This window comes from Streptomyces sp. NPDC005866 (genome assembly GCF_040629895.1).
Taxonomy (GTDB): domain Bacteria; phylum Actinomycetota; class Actinomycetes; order Streptomycetales; family Streptomycetaceae; genus Streptomyces.
The window spans coordinates 46,100-67,636 of record NZ_JBEXWP010000039.1; the positions used below are offsets into that span (position 1 = coordinate 46,100).

Below are 21,537 nucleotides of genomic sequence, written 5' to 3' on the forward strand. Positions count from 1 at the left end.
AAACGAAGTCGGACGCAGGGACCGTGTGTAGGAGTCCGGTGATGTTGCCATGAGCACGCAAGAGAGCTTCTTCGAATCCTGTGGCCTCGGAAGGGCGGGCACCGCCAGCCGACCGAACCGGTCGTCAGGAGGCGGCTATGGACGTGTTCGAGGAACGCTGCGCCCGGGTCGACCTGGGCAAGATCGAGTGCAAGGTATGCATCCGGGTTCCGGGGAAGGGAAAGCGGAGCCGTCGCGAGGTGCGTACGTTCTCGACGATGTGCGACGGCCTGCCGGAACTGCGGGACTGGCTGCTGGCGAACGAGATCACCAGGGTGGGCATGGAGGCCACCGCGTCGTACTGGAAGCCTCTGTACTACCTGCTCGAAGCCACTGAAGGCATCGAGCCGTGGCTGCTGAACGCCCAGCACATCAAGACCGTACCGGGGCGCAAGACCGACGTCAGGGACTGCGAGTTGATCTGCCGCCTGGTCGAGCACGGGCTGGTGAGGCCCAGTTTCGTACCGCCGTGCGACATCCGGCAGTTGCGGGATCTGACCCGCTATCGCACCGAGACCGTCCGGGACCGTGCCAGGGACGTCAACCGGCTGGCGATGTTCCTGGAAGACGCAGGCATCAAGCTCAGCGCGGTGGTCTCCGACATCACCGGCCGGTCCGCCCGGAGCATGCTCGATGCCCTGGTCGCCGGGGAGCGTGATCCGCAAGTGCTGGCGGGGATGGTGCTGGGCCGCATGCTGGAGAAGGTGCCGCTGCTGAACCGCGCGCTGACCAACAGCTTCACCGACCACCACGCGTTCATGGTCGCGGCGATGCTGCGGGCGATCGACCAGGCAGACGCCCTGATCGCTCAACTGAGCCAGGAGATCGCTCGTCAACTGCAGCCGCTGCAGCGCCAGGCCGAGCTGCTGACCGCGATCCCCGGCGTCAGCCTGGTCCTGGCTCAGGTGATCATCGCGGAGATCGGGGTGGACATGAGCAGGTTCGCTACCGCCGGCCACCTCGCCTCCTGGGCGGGGATGTGCCCGGGAAACAACGAGTCCGCCTGAGTTCGCCGACCCCGCCGCGTCCGCTCCGGCGCAGGTAGCGGCCGAGCGCGGACAGGGCGAGGGTCTCGCCGATGCGGCTGCGGTGGCGCATCGCGTCGACGACGCTGCGGGCTGCGTTGTACATGGGGATGGTCTCTCCCGGGGCTGCCGTTCGATACCGAGGTCGAAGGTCTTCGCGGCGTACTGCGCCACCACGGTCGGCGGTAGGAAATCGTCGGGCGGCGTGTACCGAGCGGCACGGTGATGTGTACTGCTGCGAGGATGTCGTCGATCAGCTCATGCAAGGCCAGGGCGGATCCACCGCACAGGACGGCGCCAGGAGCCCGTGTGCACACGGCCAGCAGATCCGCGTGCGCCGTCTCCGGGGCGTCTGCCCGCCGGTACACCCCGCGGGACAGTTCGTTCGTCTTCGCTTCCGTGACCAAGCGCGCCAGATCGCGAGGGGAAAGCAGGGCCTGACGTGCCTGCGCCGTCGTGAATGTGGGGGAGAGGCAGGCCAGCCGCTGCTCCAAGCGCGAGTCTTCCGCCGCGTCCATATCTCGAATGGCACCCCTCGGGCGGGCTCAGGGGACCGATTTGATACATCCAGTGGGGGGCGAGCGGCGTACACAGTGTTGACCATGTGCCGCGAATCCGCAGGTCAAGAGCCCCCTCCATGGGGACTTACCGGGGACTTTTCGGGGACTTTCAAGTCTGTCTCAGGGACATTCCGGGGACTTTCCGCCGCGTAAGCAGGGAAGGCCCCGAAACCGCTGAAAGATACGAACGCGCAGGTCAGGGCCCACCCCCTCAGCACTCGATGATGTTCACCGCCAGCCCGCCCCGGGCCGTCTCCTTGTACTTCACGCTCATGTCGGCGCCCGTGTCCTTCATGGTCTTGATGACCTTGTCCAGGGACACCTTGTGGGAGCCGTCGCCGCGCATGGCCATGCGGGCCGCGGTGACCGCCTTGACCGCGGCCATGCCGTTGCGTTCGATGCAGGGGATCTGGACCAGCCCGCCGACCGGGTCACAGGTGAGCCCGAGGTTGTGCTCCATGCCGATCTCGGCCGCGTTCTCGACCTGTTCCGGGGAGCCGCCCAGGACCTCGGCCAGCGCGCCCGCCGCCATCGAGCAGGCGGAGCCGACCTCGCCCTGGCAGCCGACCTCGGCGCCGGAGATGGACGCGTTCTCCTTGAAGAGCATGCCGATCGCGCCGGCGGCGAGGAGGAAGCGGACGACTCCGTCCTCGTCGGCGCCCGGGACGAAATTGATGTAGTAGTGCAGGACGGCCGGGATGATGCCCGCCGCGCCGTTCGTGGGCGCGGTCACGACCCGGCCGCCTGCCGCGTTCTCCTCGTTCACGGCCATCGCGTAGAGCGTGATCCACTCCATCGCGTGCGCCAACGGGTCGCCCTCGGCGCGCAGTTGGCGCGCGGAGACAGCGGCACGGCGGCGTACGCGCAGGCCGCCCGGCAGGATGCCCTCCCGTGACATCCCGCTCGAGACACACGCCCGCATCACCCGCCAGATGTCCAGCAGACCCTCGCGGATCTCCTCCTCGGTGCGCCAGGCCCGCTCGTTCTCCAGCATCAGCGCGGAGATCGACAGACCCGTCTCCTTCGTCAGCCGCAGCAGCTCGTCGCCCGTGCGGAAGGGGTACTTCAGGACCGTGTCGTCCAGCTTGATGCGGTCGGCGCCGACCGCCTCCTCGTCGACGACGAACCCGCCGCCGACCGAGTAGTACGTCCTGTTCAGCAGCTCCGCCCCGGACGCGTCGTACGCCCAGAGGGTCATGCCGTTCGCGTGGTACGGGAGCGCTTTGCGGCGGTGCAGTTTCAGGTCGTCGTCGAAGGAGAACGCGATCTCGTGCTCGCCAAGGAGCGACAGGCGCTTCGTGGCCTTGATCGCCTCGACCCGGTCGTCCGCCGTCTCCACGTCGACCGTGCGCGGCGAGGCGCCCTCCAGACCGAGCAGCACCGCCTTCGGGGTGCCGTGGCCGTGGCCGGTCGCACCGAGCGACCCGTACAGCTCGGAGCGTATCGACGCGACGGACTCCAGCAGCCCCTCGTTGCGCAGGCGTCGTGCGAACAGGCCGGCCGCGCGCATCGGCCCGACGGTGTGGGAGCTCGACGGGCCGATGCCGATCGAGAACAGGTCGAAGACCGAGATGGCCACGGGAACTCCTCCTAGGAGGGTGGGGGCACACGCCGTCGGGTGCCCCCACCGGGGAACTACTTGTTCAGGCCGGGGTACAGCGGGTGCTTGTCGGTCAGGGCCTTGACCCGGGCCTTCAGCGTTCCCGCGTCGTACAACGGCTTCAGCGTCTCGGCGATCACGTCCGCGACCTCGGTGAAGTCCTCGGCCGTGAAGCCGCGCGTGGCCAGCGCCGGGGTGCCGATCCGCAGACCCGAGGTGACCATCGGCGGTCGCGGGTCGTTCGGGACGGCGTTCCGGTTGACCGTGATGCCGACCTCGTGGAGGCGGTCCTCGGCCTGCTGCCCGTCCAGCTCGGACTCGCGCAGGTCGACGAGGATCAGGTGGACGTCCGTACCTCCGGACAGGACGTTCACGCCGGCCTCGCGGGCGTCGGGCGCGGTGAGCCGCTCAGCGAGGATGCGCGCGCCCTCCACCGTACGACGCTGGCGCTCCTTGAAGTCCTCCGAGGCCGCGACCTTGAAGGAGACCGCCTTCGCCGCGATCACATGCTCCAGGGGACCGCCCTGGAAGCCCGGGAAGACGGACGAGTTCAGCTTCTTCGCGAAGTCCTTCTTGGCGAGGATGATCCCGCCGCGGGGGCCGCCCAGCGTCTTGTGCGTGGTGGAGGTGACCACATCGGCGTACGGCACCGGGTTCTCGTGCAGGCCCGCCGCGACCAGGCCGGCGAAGTGGGCCATGTCGACCCACAGGTACGCCTCGACCTCGTCGGCGATCCGCCGGAACTCCGCGAAGTCCAGCTGGCGCGGGTACGCCGACCAGCCGGCGATGATCACCTTCGGCCGGTGCTCCTTGGCGAGCCGCTCCACCTCGGCCATGTCGACGAGACCGGAGTCGTCGACGTGGTAGGCCACGACGTCGAACTGCTTGCCGGAGAAGTTCAGGCGCATGCCGTGGGTCAGGTGGCCGCCGTGGGCCAGGTCGAGACCCAGGATGGTGTCGCCGGGCTGGGCCAGCGCGAACAGGGCCGCCTGGTTGGCGGAGGCACCGGAGTGCGGCTGCACGTTGGCGTACTCGGCGCCGAACAGCTCCTTCACCCGGTCGATGGCGATCTGCTCGGTGACGTCGACGTGCTCGCAGCCGCCGTAGTAGCGGCGGCCCGGGTAGCCCTCGGCGTACTTGTTGGTGAGTACCGAGCCCTGCGCCTCCATGACCGCGACCGGAGCGAAGTTCTCCGAGGCGATCATCTCCAGGGTGGACTGCTGGCGCTCCAGCTCGGCGTCGACCGCGGCGGCGACCTCCGGGTCGAGCTCGTGCAGGGGGGTGTTCAGAACGGACATCTGTTTCTACGACTCCTAAGCCGATGTCTCTGCGGCCGGTATCTCCACGGCTCTCAGCCGGCGGTGAAGGCGGTGTACTCGTCGGCGGAGAGCAGGTCGGCCGGCTCGTCCGCGACGCGCACCTTGAACAGCCAGCCGCCTTCGAAGGGGGCCGAGTTCACCAGGGACGGGTCGTTCGAGACGTCCTCGTTGACCTCGGTGACCTCACCCGTGACCGGCGAGTACAGGTCGGACACCGACTTGGTCGACTCCAGTTCGCCGCAGGACTCGCCCGCGGTCACCGTGTCGCCGACCTCCGGGAGCTGGACGAAGACGACATCACCGAGCGCGTTGGCCGCGTGCTCCGTGATGCCGACCGTCGAGACGCCGTCCGCGGCGGCCGACAGCCACTCGTGCTCCTTGCTGTAACGCAGCTGCTGGGGGTTGCTCATGGCCTGAATTCTCCTGTACGCGGGGAAGTGCTGGTGAAAGAGGACTGCTGGAAGGGGGCGTGAGCGCGGTGCGCAGGGTCACGCGCGCACCGCGCTCAGTGTCCGATTCCGGGTCTGATTGTGGGTCTACTTCTGGCGCTTGTAGAACGGCAGCGCCACGACCTCGTACGGTTCGTGGCTGCCCCGGATGTCCACGCCGACGCCCGCCGTGCCCGGCGCCGAGTGCGCCGCGTCGACGTACGCCATGGCGATCGGCCTGCCCAGCGTGGGGGAGGGGGCACCGGAGGTGACCTCGCCGATCACCTCGCCGCCGGCGACCACCGGGTACCCGGCGCGCGGCACCCGGCGGCCCTCGGCGACCAGGCCGACGAGCACCCGCGGCGGCCGGGCGGCGGCACGGTCGGCGGCCTCCTGGAGCGCCTCGCGTCCCACGAAGTCGCCCTCCTTCTCGAACTTCACCACCCGGCCGAGCCCGGCGTCGAAGGGGGTGAGCGAGGTGGTCAGCTCATGCCCGTAGAGCGGCATGCCGGCCTCCAGACGCAGGGTGTCCCGGCAGGACAGCCCGCACGGGACCAGCCCCACCGGCTCGCCCGCCCCGGTCAGCGCCTGCCACAGCTCCACCGCGTGCTCCGGCTTCACGAACAGCTCGAAGCCGTCCTCGCCGGTGTAGCCGGTGCGCGCGATCAGCGCCGGGACCCCGGCGACGGTGCCGGGCAGCCCGGCGTAGTACTTCAGGCCGTCCAGGTCGGCGTCGGTCAGCGACTTCAGGATCCCGGGGGACTCGGGTCCCTGGACGGCGATCAGCGCGTAGGCGTCCCGGTCGTCGCGTACCTCGGCGTCGAACCCGGCGGAACGCTCCGTCAGCGCGCCGAGGACCACCTGGGCGTTGGAGGCATTGGCCACGACCATGTACTCGGTGTCGGCCAGCCGGTAGACGATCAGGTCGTCGAGGATGCCGCCGTCGGCCCTGCAGATCATGGTGTAGCGGGCGCGCCCGACGCCGACGGAGGCGATGTTGCCGACCAGGGCGTAGTTCAGCAGGGCGGCGGCCTGGGTGCCGGTCACGGTGAGCTCGCCCATGTGGGAGAGGTCGAAGAGCCCGGCCCTGGACCGTACGGCGACATGCTCGTCGCGCTCGGATCCGTAGCGCAGGGGCATGTCCCAGCCGGCGAAGTCGGTCATGGTCGCGCCGAGCGAGCGATGCCGGGCATCGAGCGCGGTACGGCGGAGTCCAGCGGAATCGGTACTGCTCATCGGTCGGTCGTCTCCCAAAGGTCCCAAGGGCATGACAGGCGAGGTCTGTCCTCCCCATCTGTCATCGGAACCTGAGAGGTTCGCCCTGACCACCGAGTGATCACGGCTTGCACCTTGGGTGGAGCCACTGACACAGCGGCCCGCTTTTCAGATGTGCCTCGCCCGCGCGGTAAGGGGGCCTGAGAGATTCAAGGGAGGGACTTGCTCCTTCGGCGCCCCGGCGAAGACTGCCGGGGACTCTCCCGCGCGGATTCAAGCGGCCGGTATGCAGTTGGCGGGCTCATCATTGCATGCCGGGCGGAGCTTTGTAACAGGGCTGTGGCGGGGAGCGGACGCTACCGCGAGACATCGTGCATTACCTTCTCTTTACGTTAAGTGGGGAGAAACTTTCCTGAACCCCAGGGAGGACGATCACGGTGACAAGGACCACGGCATACGCGACGACGACGGGCATCGCCCTGCCCGAGCAGCCGACGGCCCCGGCCCGCGAGCGGTGCGGCGAGCGCCCAGCGCCGGTCGTCCGCGATCTGCGCGACCGGGCCGGCCACAGCCCGCACGGTCTGCTCTTCGGCCCCCGTGACCTGGTCGTGGTCACCGGTCTGCCCGGCAGCGGCAAGTCCACCCTGATGCACCGCACCGTCCAGGGCATAAGGGTCGACTCCCAGGACACCCGCGACCGCTGGGACGCCCGGCTGGCCCGCTTCCTGCCGTACGCCCTCTACCGCCCGCTGGTCCGCCTCGCCCACTACGCCGGACTGCGCCGCGCGCTGCGCACCGGCGAGGGCGTGGTCGTGCACGACTGCGGCACCCAGGCCTGGGTGCGCGACTGGCTGGCCCGCGAGGCCCGCCGCCGCGGCGGCACCTTGCACCTGCTGCTCCTGGACGTCACGCCCGGCACGGCACTGGACGGCCAGCGCGAGCGCGGCCGGGGCGTCTCCCGGTACGCCTTCCTGCGCCACCGCCACGCCGCCGCCCGCCTGGTGCGCGCGGTGGAGAAGGGTGCGGTGCCGCAGGGCGTCGGCTCGGCGGTGCTCCTCGACCGGGACGCGGCGGACGTGCTGTGCCGGATCGCCTTCGAGAAGGCGGAGCGGCTCACGGGATGAGGCTTTGTCACAGTCACCCGCTAGCCTTTTCAGCCTCAACAGCAGCGGTTTCCAGCAGGCGGTAGGCAGATGGACTTCCCGGCGGACATTCCCGCGGACTTCCCGGCACAGGCGCACCCCCACCCGCACGGGGGATGGCCCGGCAACGAGCTGGAGGAGGTCCTGTCGGCCTCCCTCGGCGTCCCCGCGGCGGCGGGCCGGCTCCTTGAGGTACTGGGCCGGAGTCTCCTGTGGATCCCGCTGCCGGAGGGCGGCGGCCCGCACAGCGGTCCGCTGGACCTGCCCACCACGGAGATCGAGGGCCAGGTGTACGTCCCGGTCTTCAGCTCCGAGGAGCAGTTCCGTCAGGTCGTCGGCGCCCATCTGTCGTACACGATCGCCCCGGCCGTCGAGTTCGCCCGCGGCCTGCCCCCGCAGGTCGGCATCGCCGTGAACCCCGGGGGAGTGGTGGGCGTCCCGCTGCCGCCGGAGGCGGTCGCCGAGCTGTGCAGGTCCGGCCACTCCGAACTGGACGGCCCTGGCTCGGGCGGCCGGGTGCGCCTCTTCGAGCCGGACTGGCAGGACGACCCGATGGACTTCCTGGCCGCGGCCTCCGCCGAGTTCGCGCAGATCGGTGTGGTCGCCACGGCCCGCCGCTGCCTGGCCGCGATCGAGACGGCGGACCCGGTGATGTTCGTGGGCGTCGAACTCTCCCAGTGGGAGGGCGACATCAGGGCGCTGCCCCTGGAGGCGCTGGGCAAGGCCCTCGGCAGGGTCCCGGTGAAGTGGCCGGTGAACCTGGTCCTGCTGGACGTGGCCGACGACCCGGTGGGCCACTGGATGAGGGAGAACGTCCGCCCCTTCTATCAGTACGGCCACTAGAAGCCGACGCGGAGGCAGCCGAGGCAGCCGAGGCCGCGGCGGCCACCGCGAACCCGCACTCGCTGACGGACAATCGGCGCCACCCCCCTTGGCGCTTAAGCTGTCTCCAAACGCGGGGCGACCTCCATACGCGGGGCAACTCAATGAAGGGGCGGTAACACGTGAGCGCCAGCGGCACCGCGGCGACCGGACAGGTCGAGCACATGCTGCGCCAGGTAACCCCCGGGCGCTACGACGCCTACGAGGCACTCCTCCGCGCCCTCGCCGCGCCCTCCTCCGGCCAGATCTGGATGCTGCTCTGGCACGGCCAGGCCGGCTCCCCCGACGCCCAGTACGGGAACATGGAGGTCGACGGTCACGGCTACGCCCCCTGCGTGACCTCGGCCCAGGAGCTGTCGGCGAGCGGCTGGAACCGTTCGTACGAAGTGGTCGACGGCCTCGACGTGGCCCGCACGCTCTATCCCGACCACTACGGCCTGTGGCTCAACCCGCATGCCCCGGGCGGCGGCGTCGGCGTTCCCTGGCTGGATCTGCGCCGGATCGCGACCGGCCTGGACCGCCAGCCCGCGGGGCCGCTGAGCCTGTCCGAACCGGCCATCGAGATCCCGCAGTTCTACGCCCTGCTGTCGCAGAACGCCCACCGCACGCCCGCGATCCGCTCACTGCGGCGCGCCTGGGTGCAGCCGGCGCTCGGGGCGCCGTATCTCGCGATCGGGCTCGACGTGTACGACACCTCGCCGCCGGCCGTGGACTCGGTGCGGGCGATGATGCAGCAGTCGATCGGGGCGGTGCCGGACGGGTTGCCGGTGTCGACGGTGGCCATGACCGACGAGTACGACCCGGTGGTGATGTGGATGCGGGCGACCGCGCGGCCGTTCTACGACCGGGAGGCGCACGCGGCGCTGCCTCCGGCGCCGGCGGCGGGGTATGGGTATCCGCCCGCGCCCGGCGGCTACTGACAGCGCTGTGTCCGCCTCTCGCCGAGGAGAGGCGGACACAGCGCTGTCATGCTGCGGCTGTTACAGGGTTACGGCTTCGGGCTGCCCTGGTGCTTCGCCATGCACGTGGAGTAGAAGAGCTTCGCGGTGACAGCGTGGCATACGCCGTATTCCTTGTCGACGACCACCGTGCAGTGGGCGCCGTAGTATGCCTTGTCGATGTGGAATCTCTGGAATTCCACCTTGGGTGTCACGCAGCCGTAACGCTTACCGGGCACATTGAGGTCGTGCTCTACCGAAATTCCCGAGCGTCGCGGCCTTCGTGCTGTCGTTGTACTCACCCACGGTGCCGCCTGACGACTGGTAGTACCGGCCGCCCACCGGGTCGACGTTGTAGAAGTGCCCGTCGCAGTTCTTCGTGCCGATCTCGGAGGCGGTGGCCGGGATGGGCAGCACCATTTTCGGCGGTGTTGCGATGACGGGATGAAGCCACTGCTGCGGTGGGTGCGCTTCAAGGGGATTCCAAGGGGCCGATTTCCGAGCCTCAAGGCATCCTCAATTCGGTTTACGGACAGGGGTGTTGCGCGTGCCGAATGCCGCGATTGTCTTTTCTGCGGGACGGGGCGGAATCGCTCATGGCCGAGCAAGGCGGGACAAGCCTGCGGCATGCTGCCATCCAGGTCACGCGGCGCTCGATGGTCCCGGGGTGAGAGTCTGTCCACGGTCGGGTCTCCGCGTGTAGATCAGAGGCTTTGGTCCGCTGATGTGACGTCTTGTCGGGATTGCCCTTGTCCGGCAGATGTTACCCGTCGTTCGGATAACGAAATCTCATGCTCATATCACGGTTGCGCATCCATTCACCGTCAACTCTGGCAACCGGTCGCCACACCGTTGAAGACTCGCGCCCCAAGGGGTGTTCACCCCTGCCCAGGAGAGAGTGATCATGCCGCTACCAGCGGCAAGTGCAAGCCGGCTACAGCCGGTTGAGAGGGGTCCCTGCCAGATGACGGCACCATTGCACGAGCCGACCGCGGAAGCGGCCCCGGGCGCGGCCGAGGAAGCGGCGGCCGCGACCGCCGGCGCTAAGGCCGTTCAGGGACGTTCCCTGGGCCGGATCGCCTGGGAGCGCCTCAAGCGGGACAGGCTCGCTCTGGCGGGCGGCATCGTCGTGCTCGTCCTCATCGTGATCGCCCTGCTGGCACCGGTGCTCACGAACCTGATCGGGCAGGATCCCGACGCCTACCACGAGAGCCTGATCGACCCGCTCTTCGGCACGCCCAAGGGGTCCCTGGGCGGCATCAGCGGCGACCACCTGCTGGGCGTCGAGCCGGTCAACGGCCGCGACATCCTCGCGCGCATCCTCTACGGCGCCCGGATCTCGCTCCTCGTCGGCTTCCTGTCCGCGATCGTCGCCGTCGTGCTCGGCACGATCCTGGGCGTTCTGGCCGGCTTCTTCGGCGGCTGGGTCGATTCGGTCATCAGCCGCGTGATGGACGGTCTGCTGGCCTTCCCGCAGCTGCTCTTCATCATCGCTCTGGTCTCCGTCATGCCGAACGAAATGCTGGGACTGACCGGCTCCAGCGTGCGCGTGTTCGTGATGATCCTGGTCATCGGTTTCTTCGGCTGGCCCTACATCGGACGCGTGGTACGCGGCCAGACACTTTCGCTGCGCGAGCGCGAGTACGTCGAGGCCGCCCGATCGCTGGGCGGCGGGCGCTTCTACATCCTGTTCAAGGAGCTGCTGCCCAACCTCGTCGCGCCCATCATCGTGTACACGACGATGATGATCCCGACCAACATCCTCACCGAGGCGGCACTCAGCTTCCTGGGTGTGGGCGTCAAGCCGCCCACGTCCTCGTGGGGGCAGATGCTCTCGACTGCGATCGACTACTACGACTCGGACCCCATGTTCATGGTGGTTCCGGGCGTGGCGATCTTCATCACCGTTCTGGCCTTCAATCTCTTCGGCGACGGCGTGCGGGACGCGCTCGACCCGAAGGGCGCCCGCTGAACTGCCGTACCTCAAGCGTCCCGTGAGCACCTCCACGGGGTCTCTCATCAAATCCGGAGGATCCGAGATCGTGACTACCCAACGCACCTCAGGGCGGCGTAAGCAGGCTTTGGCCGCTGCCGCCGCGGTCGCCGGCATGCTGACCATGGCGGCGTGCGGCGGCGGCAACGACAACGGCGGTTCGAAGGACGGCGCGGCCGGCTTCGACGCGGCGAACAACAAGGTCGCCCAGGCCTCGCAGGTCAAGAAGGGCGGCGAGCTGAAGTTCGTCACCACCCAGGACGCCGACTCGTGGGACACCACGCGTGGTTACTACGGCTTCATGTGGGACTTCTCGCGCTACTACAGCCGTCAGCTGCTCACGTACAAGACCGAGCCGGGCGCCAAGGGCGCCGAGGTCACGCCGGACCTCGCCACGGACGAGGGCAAGGTGTCGGCCGACGGCAAGACGTACACGTTCACGCTGCGCGACGGGATCACGTGGGAGGACGGCAAGGCCATCACCTCCCAGGACCTCAAGTACGGCATCGAGCGCACTTGGGCGCAGGACGTCCTGTCCGGCGGTCCGGTCTACCTGCAGCAGATGCTCGACCCCAAGAAGACCTACAAGGGCCCGTACAAGGACACGTCCAAGGACAAGCTGGGCCTGAAGGCGATCGACACGCCGGACGCCAAGACGATCGTCTTCCACCTGCCGTCGGCGAACTCCGACTTCAAGCAGGTGCTGGCGATGACCTCGGCCTCGCCGGTCCGTCAGGACATGGACACCAAGTCCAAGTACGGCCTGAAGCCCTTCTCCTCCGGCCCGTACAAGTTCCAGTCGTACAGCCCGGGCAAGTCGCTGATCCTGGTCCGCAACACCAACTGGAAGGCGTCCTCGGACCCGGTCCGCAAGGCGTACCCGGACAAGATCTCGCTGACGATCTCCTCCAACCAGAGTGACTCGGACCAGCGCCTGATCAACGGCGACTACGACATCGACGCCAGCCAGACCGGCCTCGGGCCGCAGGGCCGCCAGATCGCCCTGAAGCAGCACAAGGCCAACCTGGACAACCCGGTCTCCGGCTTCATCCGCTACGCGGTCTTCCCGCAGACCGTGGCGCCGTTCAACAACATCAACTGCCGCAAGGCCGTGATCTACGCCGCCGACCATGTGTCGCTGCAGACCGCGCGCGGCGGCCCGGTCGCCGGTGGTGACATCGGAACCAACATGCTGCCGCCGTCGGTCCCGGGCGCCGAGGGCCAGAAGTACGACCCGTACAAGATCGCCGGTGCCAACAAGAACGGCAACGCAGACCTGGCCAAGCAGGCGCTGAAGGCCTGCGGTCAGCCGAACGGCTTCAAGACCACCATCGCCGTCCGCAACAACAAGCAGCAGGAGGTGGCCACGGCCACGTCCCTGCAGGCGGCGCTGAAGAAGGTCGGCATCCAGGCCGACATCTACCAGTACGACGGCTCGCAGAGCTCCGGCATCATCGGCAGCCCCTCGAACGTCGAGAAGAAGAAGCTCGGCATCATCATCATGGGCTGGGGCCCGGACTTCCCGAGCGTCCAGGGCTACGGCATCCCGCTGTGGAGCAGCAACTACATCCTGCAGAGCGGCAACAACAACTTCGCCATGATCAAGGACAAGACGATCGACGGCCTGTTCGACCAGTACAACGGGACGCAGGACGAGGCGAAGAAGACCGAGCTCGCCACGGAGATCAACCACAAGGTGAGCGACGGCGCGTACTACCTGCCCTTCACCTTCGAGCGGCTGCTCAACTTCCGCTCCTCCCGGATCGGCAACGTGTACACGACGAACGCGTACAGCGGTTACTACGACTTCGTCAACCTCGGTCTGAAGTCCACGAAGTAATCCCGGCACACCCGCCGTACGGCACGAAAGGCAGGTGAAGGCCGGCGCGGCGTGACTGCGGGCCACCGGACAACCTCCGGAGGCTCGCGGTCCGCAGCGGGCCGTAAGCTGTGCTCGCTTACCTCATCAGGCGGCTGTTCGCCGCCGCAGTGATGCTGGTGGTCATCATCCTGGTGGTCTTCAGCATCTTCTTCCTCGTCCCCAAGTGGGCGGGCGTGGACATCGCCACGAGCTTCGTGGGCAAGCAGGCCGACCCGGCCGCCGTCGAGGCGGTGCGGCAGAAGCTCGGACTGGGCGACCCGATCTACGCCCAGGTCTGGGAGTTCTTCAAGGGCATCTTCGCCGGCCGCACGTATTCGGGCGGCGGTGACGTCACCCACTGCGCCGCGCCGTGCTTCGGCTACTCCTTCCGCAGCGAGCAGGCCGTCTGGCCGGTGCTGACCGACCGCTTCCCGGTGACCCTGGGTCTCGCGCTCGGTGCCGCCGTGCTGTGGCTGGTCATCGGTATCTCCGCCGGTGTGCTCTCCGCGCTCAAGCGGGGCAGCCTCTGGGACCGCAGCGCCATGGTCGTCGCCCTCAGCGGTGTCTCGCTGCCCATCTACTTCACCGGTCTGCTCTCGCTGGCGATCTTCAGCTACGGACTGGGCTGGATCGACGGACAGTACGTGCCCCTCAGCGACAGCTTCGGCGGCTGGCTCGGCGGCATGATCCTGCCCTGGATCACCCTGGCGTTCCTGTACGCGGCGATGTACGCCCGGATCACCCGCGCCACCATGCTGGAGATCCTCGGCGAGGACTACATCCGCACCGCCCGTGCGAAGGGCCTGCGCGAACCGGTCGTCATCGGCAAGCACGCGATGCGCTCCACGATGACGCCCATCCTGACGATGCTCGGCATGGACCTCGGTGCCCTCATCGGCGGTGCGATCCTGACCGAGACGACGTTCAGCCTGCCCGGCCTCGGCCAGGCCGTGCTCAGCGGCATCAAGAACCAGGACCTGCCCATCATCCTGGGCGTCACACTCATCACTTCTGTCGCGGTGCTGATCGCCAACCTCGTGGTGGACATCCTGTACGCCGTGATCGACCCCCGAGTGAGGCTCGCATGACCGACCTGAGCAAGACCGGAGCAGCCGTGGGCGAGCCCACCGCCTCCTCTCCGGCCCCGACCGCCTTTCTGGAAGTGCGCGACCTGAAGGTGCACTTCCCGACCGACGACGGCCTGGTCAAGTCCGTCGACGGGCTCTCCTTCTCGCTGGAGAAGGGCAAGACCCTCGGCATCGTGGGCGAGTCGGGTTCCGGCAAGTCGGTGACCTCGCTCGGCATCATGGGGCTGCACACGGCCGGCCAGTACGGCAAGCGCAAGGCGCAGATCTCCGGCGAGATCTGGCTGGACGGCACCGAGTTGCTGACGGCGAACCCGGACGAGGTACGCAAGCTGCGCGGCCGCCAGATGGCGATGATCTTCCAGGACCCGCTGTCCGCGCTGCACCCGTACTACACGATCGGCCAGCAGATCGTGGAGGCGTACCGCATCCACCACGACGTGGACAAGAAGACGGCCAAGCGGCGCGCGGTCGAGATGCTCGACCGTGTGGGCATCCCGCAGCCGGACAAGCGGATCGACGGCTACCCGCACGAGTTCTCCGGTGGTATGCGCCAGCGCGCGATGATCGCGATGTCGCTGGTCAACAACCCCGAACTGCTCATTGCGGACGAGCCGACCACCGCCCTCGACGTGACCGTCCAGGCGCAGATCCTCGACCTGATCCGCGATCTGCAGAAGGAGTTCGGCTCCGCGGTCGTCATCATCACCCACGACCTGGGCGTCGTCGCCGAACTCGCCGACGACATCCTGGTGATGTACGGCGGCCGCTGCGTCGAGCGCGGTCCGGCGGAGAAGGTGTTCTACGAGCCCCGCCACCCCTACACCTGGGGCCTGCTCGGCTCGATGCCGCGCCTCGACCGCGAGCAGCAGGAACGCCTGATCCCGGTCAAGGGCTCCCCGCCCTCGCTGATCAACGTCCCGTCCGGCTGCGCCTTCAACCCGCGCTGCCCGTACGCCGACATCCCGAAGGACAACGTCACCCGCACGGTCCGCCCCGAGCTGACCGAGGTCGGCAGCCAGCACTGGGCCGCCTGCCACATGACGCAGGAACAGCGGGAGCGTATCTGGATCGAAGAGATTGCGCCGAAGCTGTGAGCGAGGACAAAGCCGTGACGATTCCTGGCCAGAGCGAGGGCGGTGTGGTCACCAAGGACGGCGCCGCCCCCGGCGAGACCCTGCTGAAGGTGACCGGGCTCCAGAAACACTTCCCGATCAAGAAGGGCCTGCTCCAGCGGCAGGTCGGCGCGGTGCACGCGGTCGACGGCCTCGACTTCGAGGTGAAGTCCGGCGAGACCCTGGGCGTCGTGGGCGAGTCGGGCTGCGGCAAGTCGACCATGGGCCGGCTGATCACCCGGCTGCTGGAACCGACCGGCGGCAAGGTCGAGTTCGAGGGCAGGGACATCACGCACCTCGGTGTGAGCGGCATGCGGCCGCTGCGCCGCGACGTGCAGATGATCTTCCAGGACCCGTACTCGTCGCTGAACCCGCGCCACACCATCGGCACGATCGTGGGCGCCCCCTTCAGGCTCCAGGGCGTCCAGCCCGAGGGCGGCATCAAGAAGGAGGTCCAGCGGCTGCTGTCGGTGGTCGGCCTCAACCCCGAGCACTACAACCGCTATCCGCACGAGTTCTCCGGCGGTCAGCGCCAGCGCATCGGCATCGCCCGCGCGCTCGCCCTGAACCCGAAGCTGGTCGTGGCGGACGAGCCGGTCTCCGCGCTGGACGTGTCCATCCAGGCCCAGGTCGTCAACCTGCTCGACGACCTCCAGCAGGAGCTGGGCCTGACGTATGTGATCATCGCGCACGACCTCTCCGTCGTCCGGCACGTCTCGGACCGGATCGCCGTGATGTACCTCGGCAAGATCGTCGAGCTGGCCGACCGCGAGTCGCTGTACCGGGCGCCGATGCATCCGTACACCAAGGCGCTGATGTCGGCGGTGCCCATCCCGGACCCGCGGCGCAAGACCGCCAAGAGCGAGCGCATCCTGCTCAAGGGCGACGTGCCCTCGCCGATCTCCCCGCCGAGCGGCTGCCGCTTCCACACCCGGTGCTGGAAGGCGACGGAGATCTGCAAGACGACCGAGCCGAAGCTCGTGGAGCTGAAGCCCGGTCAGCAGGTCGCCTGCCACCACCCGGAGAACTTCCAGGATCAGGCCCCGCAGGACACGGTGCTGCTGACGGTCGCCAAGGAGGCGGCCGAACTGGTCGCCGACGAGGTGCTCGCGGAGTCGGCGCAGACCTCGGCGGCGGTGGCGGCGGAGGTCGCCGAGGCCGAGACGGTGACCGAGGCCGAGGGCACGGAGGAGCCGACGGCGGAAGTCACGGAGCCGGAGACGGAGTCGGAGCCGACCGCCGAGGCTTCTGACGCCACCGCGGCCGACTCACAGAAGTCCCAGGAGTCAACCGAGAAGTAGCCCATGACATGACTGGGTAAGGCATGTACATGCCCTAGCGGGAGAGCGCAGAGTCGACCGTGTCCGTTCGCTGACCGGCACGCTCGAAAGGGACGACTCATGCGCATCTCCCGCTCGGCACGTCTGGCGGCTGTCGCGACCGCGGCAGCCGCCTCCTTCGTCATCGCGGCCGCCCCCGCCCCCACCCCGGGTGCCGAGGGCATCGGTGACCCCTACTTCCCCCAGCTCGGCAACGGCGGTTTCGACGCCCGCCACTACGACCTCGACGTCGCCTACGCCCCCGGCACCGGCCGGCTGGACGGCCGTACCACCCTCACCGCCCGCGCCACCCAGAACCTCGCCTCCTTCGACCTCGACCTCCAGCAGCTGGAGGTCGCGCGTGTCGAAGTGAACGGCAGACGCGCCCAGTTCACGCGCACCGGCGACGAGATCACCGTCACGCCGAGGAACCCGCTGTCCAAGGGGCACGACTTCACCGTCACCGTCACCTACGGCGGGATACCCCACCCCCTCAACGGCCCCATCGTCTTCGGCTCGGACTACGGCTGGATGAAGACCCCCGACGGCGTCTTCGTCGCCTGCGAGCCCAACGCCGCGTCCACCTGGTTCCCGTCCAGCGACCACCCCTCCGACAAGGCCACCTACGACATCCGCATCAAGGCGCCGCAGGGTCTGACAGGTGTCTCCAACGGCCGGCTGGTCTCGACGTACGACAAGGGCGCCTCGACGTACACGCACTGGCGTGAGAGCAGGCCCATGGCGACCTATCTCGCCACCGCCACCATCGGGAAGTTCGACGTGCGGACCGGGAGGACCCCCTCCGGCATCCCCATCTACGTCGCCATCGACCCGACTCTCGCGAGCAGCAACAACGTCGACGTGTACGCCGTCACCGCCGCCGCCACCGACTACTGGTCGCAGATCTTCGGGCCCTACCCCTTCGAGGAGACCGGCGCGATCGTCGACGACATGCCGGAGGCGGGGTTCTCGCTGGAGGTGCAGAGCAAGCCGGCCTACTCGGCGGTGCGCAACGAGACGACGATCGTGCACGAGCTGGCCCACCAGTGGTTCGGCGACTCGGTGAGCGTGGCGCGGTGGAAGGACATCTGGCTCAACGAGGGCTTCGCCACCTACGCCCAGTGGCTGTGGGCGGAGCACCAGGGCACCCGCTCGGCCCATGACTCCTTCCTGGCCGGCTACAACTCCCGCGCCGCCGACAACCCCTTCTGGCAGATCACCGTCGCCGACCCGCAGCGCGACAGCATGTTCGCCTCCGCCGTCTACCAGCGCGGCGCGATGACCCTCCAGATGCTGCGCGAGCGGATCGGGGACGAAGCCTTCTTCCGGCTGCTGCCGGCCTGGACGAAGCTGCACCGCTACGGCACCGCCGGCACCGCCGACTTCATCCGGCTCGCGGAGAAGGTCGCCGGGCAGCAACTGGACGACCTGTTCCGGACCTGGCTGTTCACCACAGGGAAGCCCGCCCTGTAGGCCTGGCTTTGTAAGGTTCATGCACCCTGACAGGACACAATGTCAGGGTGCAGCTCCAGGAACTCTTCTCTCCCTCCGTCCAGCACACGCTCGATGTCATCGGCATCTTCGTCTTCGCCATCTCCGGCGCGCTGCTGGCCGTCCGCAAGAACTTCGACGTCTTCGGCATCGCCGTGCTCGCCGAGGTCACCGCGCTGGGCGGAGGGATCTTCCGGGACGTGATCATCGGGGCGGTGCCCCCGGCCGCCTTCACGGACCTGGGGTACTTCATCACCCCGCTGCTCACGGCACTCGTGGTGGTCTTCCTGCACCCGCACGTCGAGCGCATCCAGTCGGCGGTCCTGGTCTTCGACGCGGCCGGCCTCGGCCTGTTCTGTGTGACCGGCACGACGAAGGCGTACTCCTACGGCCTCAACCTGACCGCCTCGGCCGCCCTCGGGCTCGCCACCGGGGTCGGCGGCGGTGTGCTCAGGGACGTCCTCGCCAACGAGGTCCCCTCGCTGCTGCGCTGGGACCGCGACCTGTACGCGGTCCCGGCGATCGTCGGGGCGACGATGGTGGTGCTGTGCATCCGTTACGACACGCTGAACCCGTTCACCAGCGGGCTCGCGGCCGTCACCGCTTTCGTGCTGCGTCTGCTCGCGATGCGGTACCACTGGCGAGCGCCGCGTGCGTGGAACCGGCGGACGACGGTTCGCGAGGAGTAGTCCCGGCCTTGACATGGCTCTGGCCCATGTTGACGGTGAGCCACTTGAAGACGACCGGCACCTGGGGCCGCCACAGCGCCATGTTGTGGCCGCCCGCGCTGCGCGGCAGGTACACCACGTGGACGGTGGTCGGTGCCTTGGCGATCTGTTCCAGTGCCACTCCGGCCTGGTAGCCGTCGCCGGACTCGCCTGAGATGTACAGGGCGACCGGGGGCGGGGTGGCCGCCTTCCTCAGCAGCAGGTAGGGGTTGTTGTGCCGGCGCAGGGCCACGCTCTGCGCGGCGAGTGAAGTGCGTTCGCCGATCGGGTCGTTGTAGCCGGACAGGCTCACCGCGGCCCGGTAGCGGTCCGGGTGGGCGACGGCCAGCTTGACCGCGCAGTGCGCGCCCGCCGAGTAGCCGGCGACGGCCCAGTTCGCGGGGGCGGCCGCGGCGCGGAAGTTGTCGGTCACCATCTTCGGGACGTCGACGCTGAGCCAGCTGTCGGCGTTGACCGTGCCCGGGATGTTGGCGCAGCCGGTGTCGACACCGGCCAGCAGGTTGGTGCGCGGGGCGACCAGGATGAAGGGGGCGACCTTGCCGCTCCTCATCAGCGGCAGCAGTTGCTCGTGCACCTTCAGCGAACCGAACCAGGCCTTGGCCGAGCCGGGGTAGCCCGGCAGCAACTCCACCACCGGGAACCTGTGGTCGCGGTACGCGGGCTCGTTGTACTGGGGCGGCAGCCAGACGTAGACCTCGGCGTTGACCCCCGAGACCCGGCCGTTGAGCTGGGTGACCCGTACTCCGCCTGCCGCCTGCATACCCGGTCCGTCGGCCGACGTGAAGGTCTGCCGCACCTCGGGCAACCGTTTCAGCGCTATGCCGCCGGTGCCGTCCTGGCCGAGGTTGGCGGCCTGCTGGACATGGTTGCCGGTACCGAGCAGGTCGGCCCAGTTGTCGTACAGGTTGTTCTGGTTGTTGACCAGTACGAAGATCAGCGTCACCGCGGTGGCCTGTGCGAACAGCAGCATCAGCACCCGGGCCGCGACCCGCATGGCCTTGGGACCGCGCATCCTCGACCACAGGACGAGCGGGAGTATGAGGGCGACCGCGGACAGGACGATGGTCGTGTAGAGGAACGGAGTCCCGGTGAGGCTCATGTCCCCATAGAGGGGAATTCGAGGCTCCGGGTTACGGACGTGTCCGGACACTTACCTAGAAATTGCCGGAACCTCACTCGGCCGAGTGGATCCCTGGCCTGTCGAGCACCATGACGCCCACCGCTTCCCTCAAAGCTACCGCTTAGTAATTTCTTATTGTACGGTTCAGGCATGCCAGAAGCAGCTTCCACGCGGGCCGTGATCGGCGACAGCGAGTTCGACCGCGACACGGCGGTCACCCGGCGCGCGCCCGGGGTCTACGACATCGACCTCTCGGCCGGCTGGACCATCATCAACGCCGTCAACGGCGGCTATCTGCTGGCCGTTCTCGGCCGGGCCCTCGCGGACACACTGCCGCACCCGGACCCGTTCACCATCTCCGCGCACTACCTGACCGCGTCCCAGCCGGGCCCGGCCGTGATCCGCACGGACACCGTCCGCACCGGCCGTACCCTCTCCACCGGCCAGGCCTCGCTCTTCCAGTACGACGAGGAGGGCAACGAGGTCGAACGCATCCGCGTCCTCGCCTCCTACGGCGACCTCGCCACCCTCCCCGACGACGTCCGTACGACCGCCACCCCGCCCGCGTTCCCGCCCATGGACCAGTGCTTCGGTCCCGAGGACGGACCAGCCCCGGTCGGAGGCAGCTCCGCCATCACCGACCGTCTGATGCTCAAGCTGGACCCGGCGACCCTGGGCTGGGCCCTCGACGCCCCCTCCGGCAAGGGCGAGATGCGCTCCTGGTTCGGCCTCGCGGACGGCCGGGACGCCGACGCCATCGCGCTGCTTCTGGCGGTCGACGCGCTGCCGCCCACCGCCTTCGAGATCGGCCTCAAGGGCTGGGTCCCCACGGTCGAACTGACCGTGCACGTCCGCCACCGCCCCGCTCCGGGCCCGCTGCGCGTCTCCGTCACCACCCGCAATCTGGCCGGCGGCTTCCTGGAGGAGGACGCCGAGGTCTGGGACAGCGCGGACCGACTGGTCGCCCAGTCACGGCAGTTGGCCCGGGTCCGCCTCGGCTGACCCGCCGGTGACCCGCCGGCCGAGAACCCCGTTCTGTCACGGACCTGTACCAGCGAGTAGAGCGCGACCGTCCGGGAAGGCGCAGGTCAGGGCGGTGACTTGAGCCGCCCTTTACCCGAATCACAGGCCGGGGACAGGGCGGGCCCAAGTACGCCCCAAGCGCCGTTGGTTGAGTGCCACGCCTCAGGACTCCCTCATCCTCATGGAGTTGTCTCTCATGAAGCGTGTACGTCTCGTCCCCGCGGTCGCCCTGCTCGCGGTGTCTCCGCTGCTGCTGACCGCATGCGGTTCGGGCGACTCGTCGTCGTCCTCCGGCAGCGGCAACTCCGGTCAGTCGCAGTCCTGTCGGGCGCCGTCGGGCATGCCGACCGGCAACGCCTCCGGGGCCCCGTCCGGCGCGCCCACGGGCAACGCCACCGGGATGCCGAGCGGCGGCCCCACCGGCATGCCGAGCGGCGGCCCCGGAGCCGGCGGTCGGGGTGGCCAGGGCGGCGGCGGTTGCGGCGGTCAGGGCGGTCCCGGCGGGGGCGGTGCGGCGCCCAGCGGCGCTCCGACCCAGCAGGCCACGAAGAGCTGACGCCAGGGGCTGTACGGCAGGGGTGGTGCGTCCGCCGAAGACCGTCCTGGCCGTCACCGGCGCGGCCTCCGTCGTCGAGTGCGTCACCGGCGACCCCC

Annotated in this window: 20 protein-coding genes and 1 riboswitch; of the genes, 13 read left to right on the forward strand and 7 right to left on the reverse strand. The window is 68.7% G+C overall.

Translation table 11 applies throughout. The annotated features are described in order from the left end of the window. Positions 1–137 precede the first annotated feature (137 nt). A complete protein-coding gene (locus ABZ396_RS37855) occupies positions 138–1,046 on the forward strand; it encodes an IS110 family transposase (RefSeq protein WP_358924467.1) in 909 nt (302 codons plus the stop codon). A 789-nt stretch (positions 1,047–1,835) separates the two neighbouring features. Here the strand turns inward: ABZ396_RS37855 and ABZ396_RS37860 are convergent. From ABZ396_RS37860 to gcvT, 4 genes are all read right to left on the reverse strand, one after another. Beyond that, positions 1,836–3,203 carry an L-serine ammonia-lyase gene (locus ABZ396_RS37860; protein ID WP_358924469.1) on the reverse strand — a complete coding sequence of 456 codons (1,368 nt, stop codon included), beginning with the start codon at positions 3,201–3,203 and terminating at the stop codon, positions 1,836–1,838. Between the two features lie 56 nt (positions 3,204–3,259). After that, positions 3,260–4,522: a serine hydroxymethyltransferase gene (glyA, locus tag ABZ396_RS37865; protein WP_358924471.1), complete on the reverse strand. Its 1,263-nt coding sequence runs from the start codon at positions 4,520–4,522 to the stop codon at positions 3,260–3,262. 53 nt (positions 4,523–4,575) lie between these two features. Next, positions 4,576–4,953, reverse strand: coding sequence for a glycine cleavage system protein GcvH (gene gcvH, locus ABZ396_RS37870; protein ID WP_358924472.1), 378 nt, complete (start codon positions 4,951–4,953; stop codon positions 4,576–4,578). Positions 4,954–5,079: 126 nt separating this feature from the next. Next, on the reverse strand, positions 5,080–6,207 hold the full coding sequence (gene gcvT, locus ABZ396_RS37875) for a glycine cleavage system aminomethyltransferase GcvT (protein ID WP_358924474.1): 1,128 nt from the start codon (positions 6,205–6,207) through the stop codon (positions 5,080–5,082). Between the two features lie 157 nt (positions 6,208–6,364). After that, a riboswitch (glycine riboswitch) is annotated at positions 6,365–6,462 on the reverse strand. A gap of 155 nt (positions 6,463–6,617) precedes the next feature. On the opposite strand from gcvT, the gene ABZ396_RS37880 reads away from it, so the two are divergent. The 3 genes from ABZ396_RS37880 (at position 6,618) to ABZ396_RS37890 (ending at position 9,130) form a co-directional block, all read left to right on the forward strand. Further along, positions 6,618–7,310, forward strand: a complete 693-nt coding sequence (locus ABZ396_RS37880) for an AAA family ATPase (protein ID WP_358924510.1) — start codon at positions 6,618–6,620, stop codon at positions 7,308–7,310. 69 nt (positions 7,311–7,379) lie between these two features. Continuing rightward, the gene (locus ABZ396_RS37885; RefSeq protein ID WP_358924476.1) at positions 7,380–8,171 is read left to right on the forward strand and encodes an enhanced serine sensitivity protein SseB; all 792 of its coding nucleotides are present in this window, start codon (positions 7,380–7,382) and stop codon (positions 8,169–8,171) included. Positions 8,172–8,332: 161 nt separating this feature from the next. Then, positions 8,333–9,130 carry an enhanced serine sensitivity protein SseB C-terminal domain-containing protein gene (locus ABZ396_RS37890; protein ID WP_358924478.1) on the forward strand — a complete coding sequence of 266 codons (798 nt, stop codon included), beginning with the start codon at positions 8,333–8,335 and terminating at the stop codon, positions 9,128–9,130. Between the two features lie 68 nt (positions 9,131–9,198). Here the strand turns inward: ABZ396_RS37890 and ABZ396_RS37895 are convergent, their stop codons facing one another. Together ABZ396_RS37895 and ABZ396_RS37900 are read right to left on the reverse strand one after the other, a co-directional pair. Then, a complete protein-coding gene (locus tag ABZ396_RS37895) occupies positions 9,199–9,387 on the reverse strand; it encodes a hypothetical protein (RefSeq protein WP_358924480.1) in 189 nt (62 codons plus the stop codon). Then, positions 9,377–9,568: a hypothetical protein gene (locus ABZ396_RS37900; RefSeq protein ID WP_358924482.1), complete on the reverse strand. Its 192-nt coding sequence runs from the start codon at positions 9,566–9,568 to the stop codon at positions 9,377–9,379. The genes ABZ396_RS37895 and ABZ396_RS37900 overlap by 11 nt, the downstream gene beginning before the upstream one ends. Before the next feature lie 544 nt (positions 9,569–10,112). Between ABZ396_RS37900 and ABZ396_RS37905 the strand changes: the two genes are divergently transcribed. The 7 genes from ABZ396_RS37905 (at position 10,113) to ABZ396_RS37935 (ending at position 18,701) form a co-directional block, all read left to right on the forward strand. Then, positions 10,113–11,120, forward strand: coding sequence for an ABC transporter permease (locus ABZ396_RS37905; RefSeq protein ID WP_358924511.1), 1,008 nt, complete (start codon positions 10,113–10,115; stop codon positions 11,118–11,120). Positions 11,121–11,190: 70 nt separating this feature from the next. Continuing rightward, complete coding sequence (locus tag ABZ396_RS37910; protein WP_358924484.1) at positions 11,191–12,981, forward strand: ABC transporter substrate-binding protein; 1,791 nt, start codon at positions 11,191–11,193, stop codon at positions 12,979–12,981. Positions 12,982–13,091: 110 nt separating this feature from the next. After that, the gene (locus tag ABZ396_RS37915) at positions 13,092–14,090 is read left to right on the forward strand and encodes an ABC transporter permease (RefSeq protein ID WP_358924486.1); all 999 of its coding nucleotides are present in this window, start codon (positions 13,092–13,094) and stop codon (positions 14,088–14,090) included. Then, complete coding sequence (locus ABZ396_RS37920) at positions 14,087–15,184, forward strand: ABC transporter ATP-binding protein (RefSeq protein WP_358924488.1); 1,098 nt, start codon at positions 14,087–14,089, stop codon at positions 15,182–15,184. The genes ABZ396_RS37915 and ABZ396_RS37920 overlap by 4 nt, the downstream gene beginning before the upstream one ends. A gap of 14 nt (positions 15,185–15,198) precedes the next feature. After that, positions 15,199–16,503 carry a dipeptide ABC transporter ATP-binding protein gene (locus ABZ396_RS37925; RefSeq protein ID WP_358924490.1) on the forward strand — a complete coding sequence of 435 codons (1,305 nt, stop codon included), beginning with the start codon at positions 15,199–15,201 and terminating at the stop codon, positions 16,501–16,503. Between the two features lie 99 nt (positions 16,504–16,602). Then, complete coding sequence (locus ABZ396_RS37930; protein ID WP_358924492.1) at positions 16,603–17,994, forward strand: M1 family metallopeptidase; 1,392 nt, start codon at positions 16,603–16,605, stop codon at positions 17,992–17,994. A gap of 47 nt (positions 17,995–18,041) precedes the next feature. Further along, positions 18,042–18,701, forward strand: coding sequence for a trimeric intracellular cation channel family protein (locus ABZ396_RS37935; RefSeq protein ID WP_358924493.1), 660 nt, complete (start codon positions 18,042–18,044; stop codon positions 18,699–18,701). Here ABZ396_RS37935 and ABZ396_RS37940 read toward each other — a convergent pair. After that, entirely contained in the window at positions 18,610–19,839 is a 1,230-nt protein-coding gene (locus ABZ396_RS37940) for an alpha/beta hydrolase-fold protein (protein ID WP_358924495.1), read from the reverse strand. The two genes, ABZ396_RS37935 and ABZ396_RS37940, sit on opposite strands and share 92 nt — an antisense overlap. 171 nt (positions 19,840–20,010) lie before the next feature. Here ABZ396_RS37940 and ABZ396_RS37945 point away from each other — a divergent pair, with 171 nt between their 5' ends. Next, positions 20,011–20,862 (forward strand): thioesterase family protein, encoded by an 852-nt coding sequence (locus tag ABZ396_RS37945; protein ID WP_358924496.1) that lies wholly within the window; start codon positions 20,011–20,013, stop codon positions 20,860–20,862. A 217-nt stretch (positions 20,863–21,079) separates the two neighbouring features. After that, positions 21,080–21,439 carry a hypothetical protein gene (locus tag ABZ396_RS37950; RefSeq protein WP_358924498.1) on the forward strand — a complete coding sequence of 120 codons (360 nt, stop codon included), beginning with the start codon at positions 21,080–21,082 and terminating at the stop codon, positions 21,437–21,439. The last annotated feature ends 98 nt before the right edge of the window (positions 21,440–21,537 follow it).

Excerpts from the sequence above, each read along its gene's own strand:
- glyA (WP_358924471.1), bottom strand. The coding sequence starts at position 4,522 with ATGTCCGTTCTGAACACCCCCCTGCACGAGCTCGACCCGGAGGTCGCC.
- ABZ396_RS37945 (WP_358924496.1), top strand. The coding sequence starts at position 20,011 with ATGCCAGAAGCAGCTTCCACGCGGGCCGTGATCGGCGACAGCGAGTTC.
- ABZ396_RS37885 (WP_358924476.1), top strand. The coding sequence starts at position 7,380 with ATGGACTTCCCGGCGGACATTCCCGCGGACTTCCCGGCACAGGCGCAC.
- ABZ396_RS37940 (WP_358924495.1), bottom strand. The coding sequence starts at position 19,839 with ATGAGCCTCACCGGGACTCCGTTCCTCTACACGACCATCGTCCTGTCC.
- ABZ396_RS37920 (WP_358924488.1), top strand. The coding sequence starts at position 14,087 with ATGACCGACCTGAGCAAGACCGGAGCAGCCGTGGGCGAGCCCACCGCC.
- ABZ396_RS37900 (WP_358924482.1), bottom strand. The coding sequence starts at position 9,568 with ATGGTGCTGCCCATCCCGGCCACCGCCTCCGAGATCGGCACGAAGAAC.
- ABZ396_RS37950 (WP_358924498.1), top strand. The coding sequence starts at position 21,080 with ATGAAGCGTGTACGTCTCGTCCCCGCGGTCGCCCTGCTCGCGGTGTCT.
- ABZ396_RS37855 (WP_358924467.1), top strand. The coding sequence starts at position 138 with ATGGACGTGTTCGAGGAACGCTGCGCCCGGGTCGACCTGGGCAAGATC.
- gcvH (WP_358924472.1), bottom strand. The coding sequence starts at position 4,953 with ATGAGCAACCCCCAGCAGCTGCGTTACAGCAAGGAGCACGAGTGGCTG.
- ABZ396_RS37905 (WP_358924511.1), top strand. The coding sequence starts at position 10,113 with ATGACGGCACCATTGCACGAGCCGACCGCGGAAGCGGCCCCGGGCGCG.
- gcvT (WP_358924474.1), bottom strand. The coding sequence starts at position 6,207 with ATGAGCAGTACCGATTCCGCTGGACTCCGCCGTACCGCGCTCGATGCC.
- ABZ396_RS37930 (WP_358924492.1), top strand. The coding sequence starts at position 16,603 with ATGCGCATCTCCCGCTCGGCACGTCTGGCGGCTGTCGCGACCGCGGCA.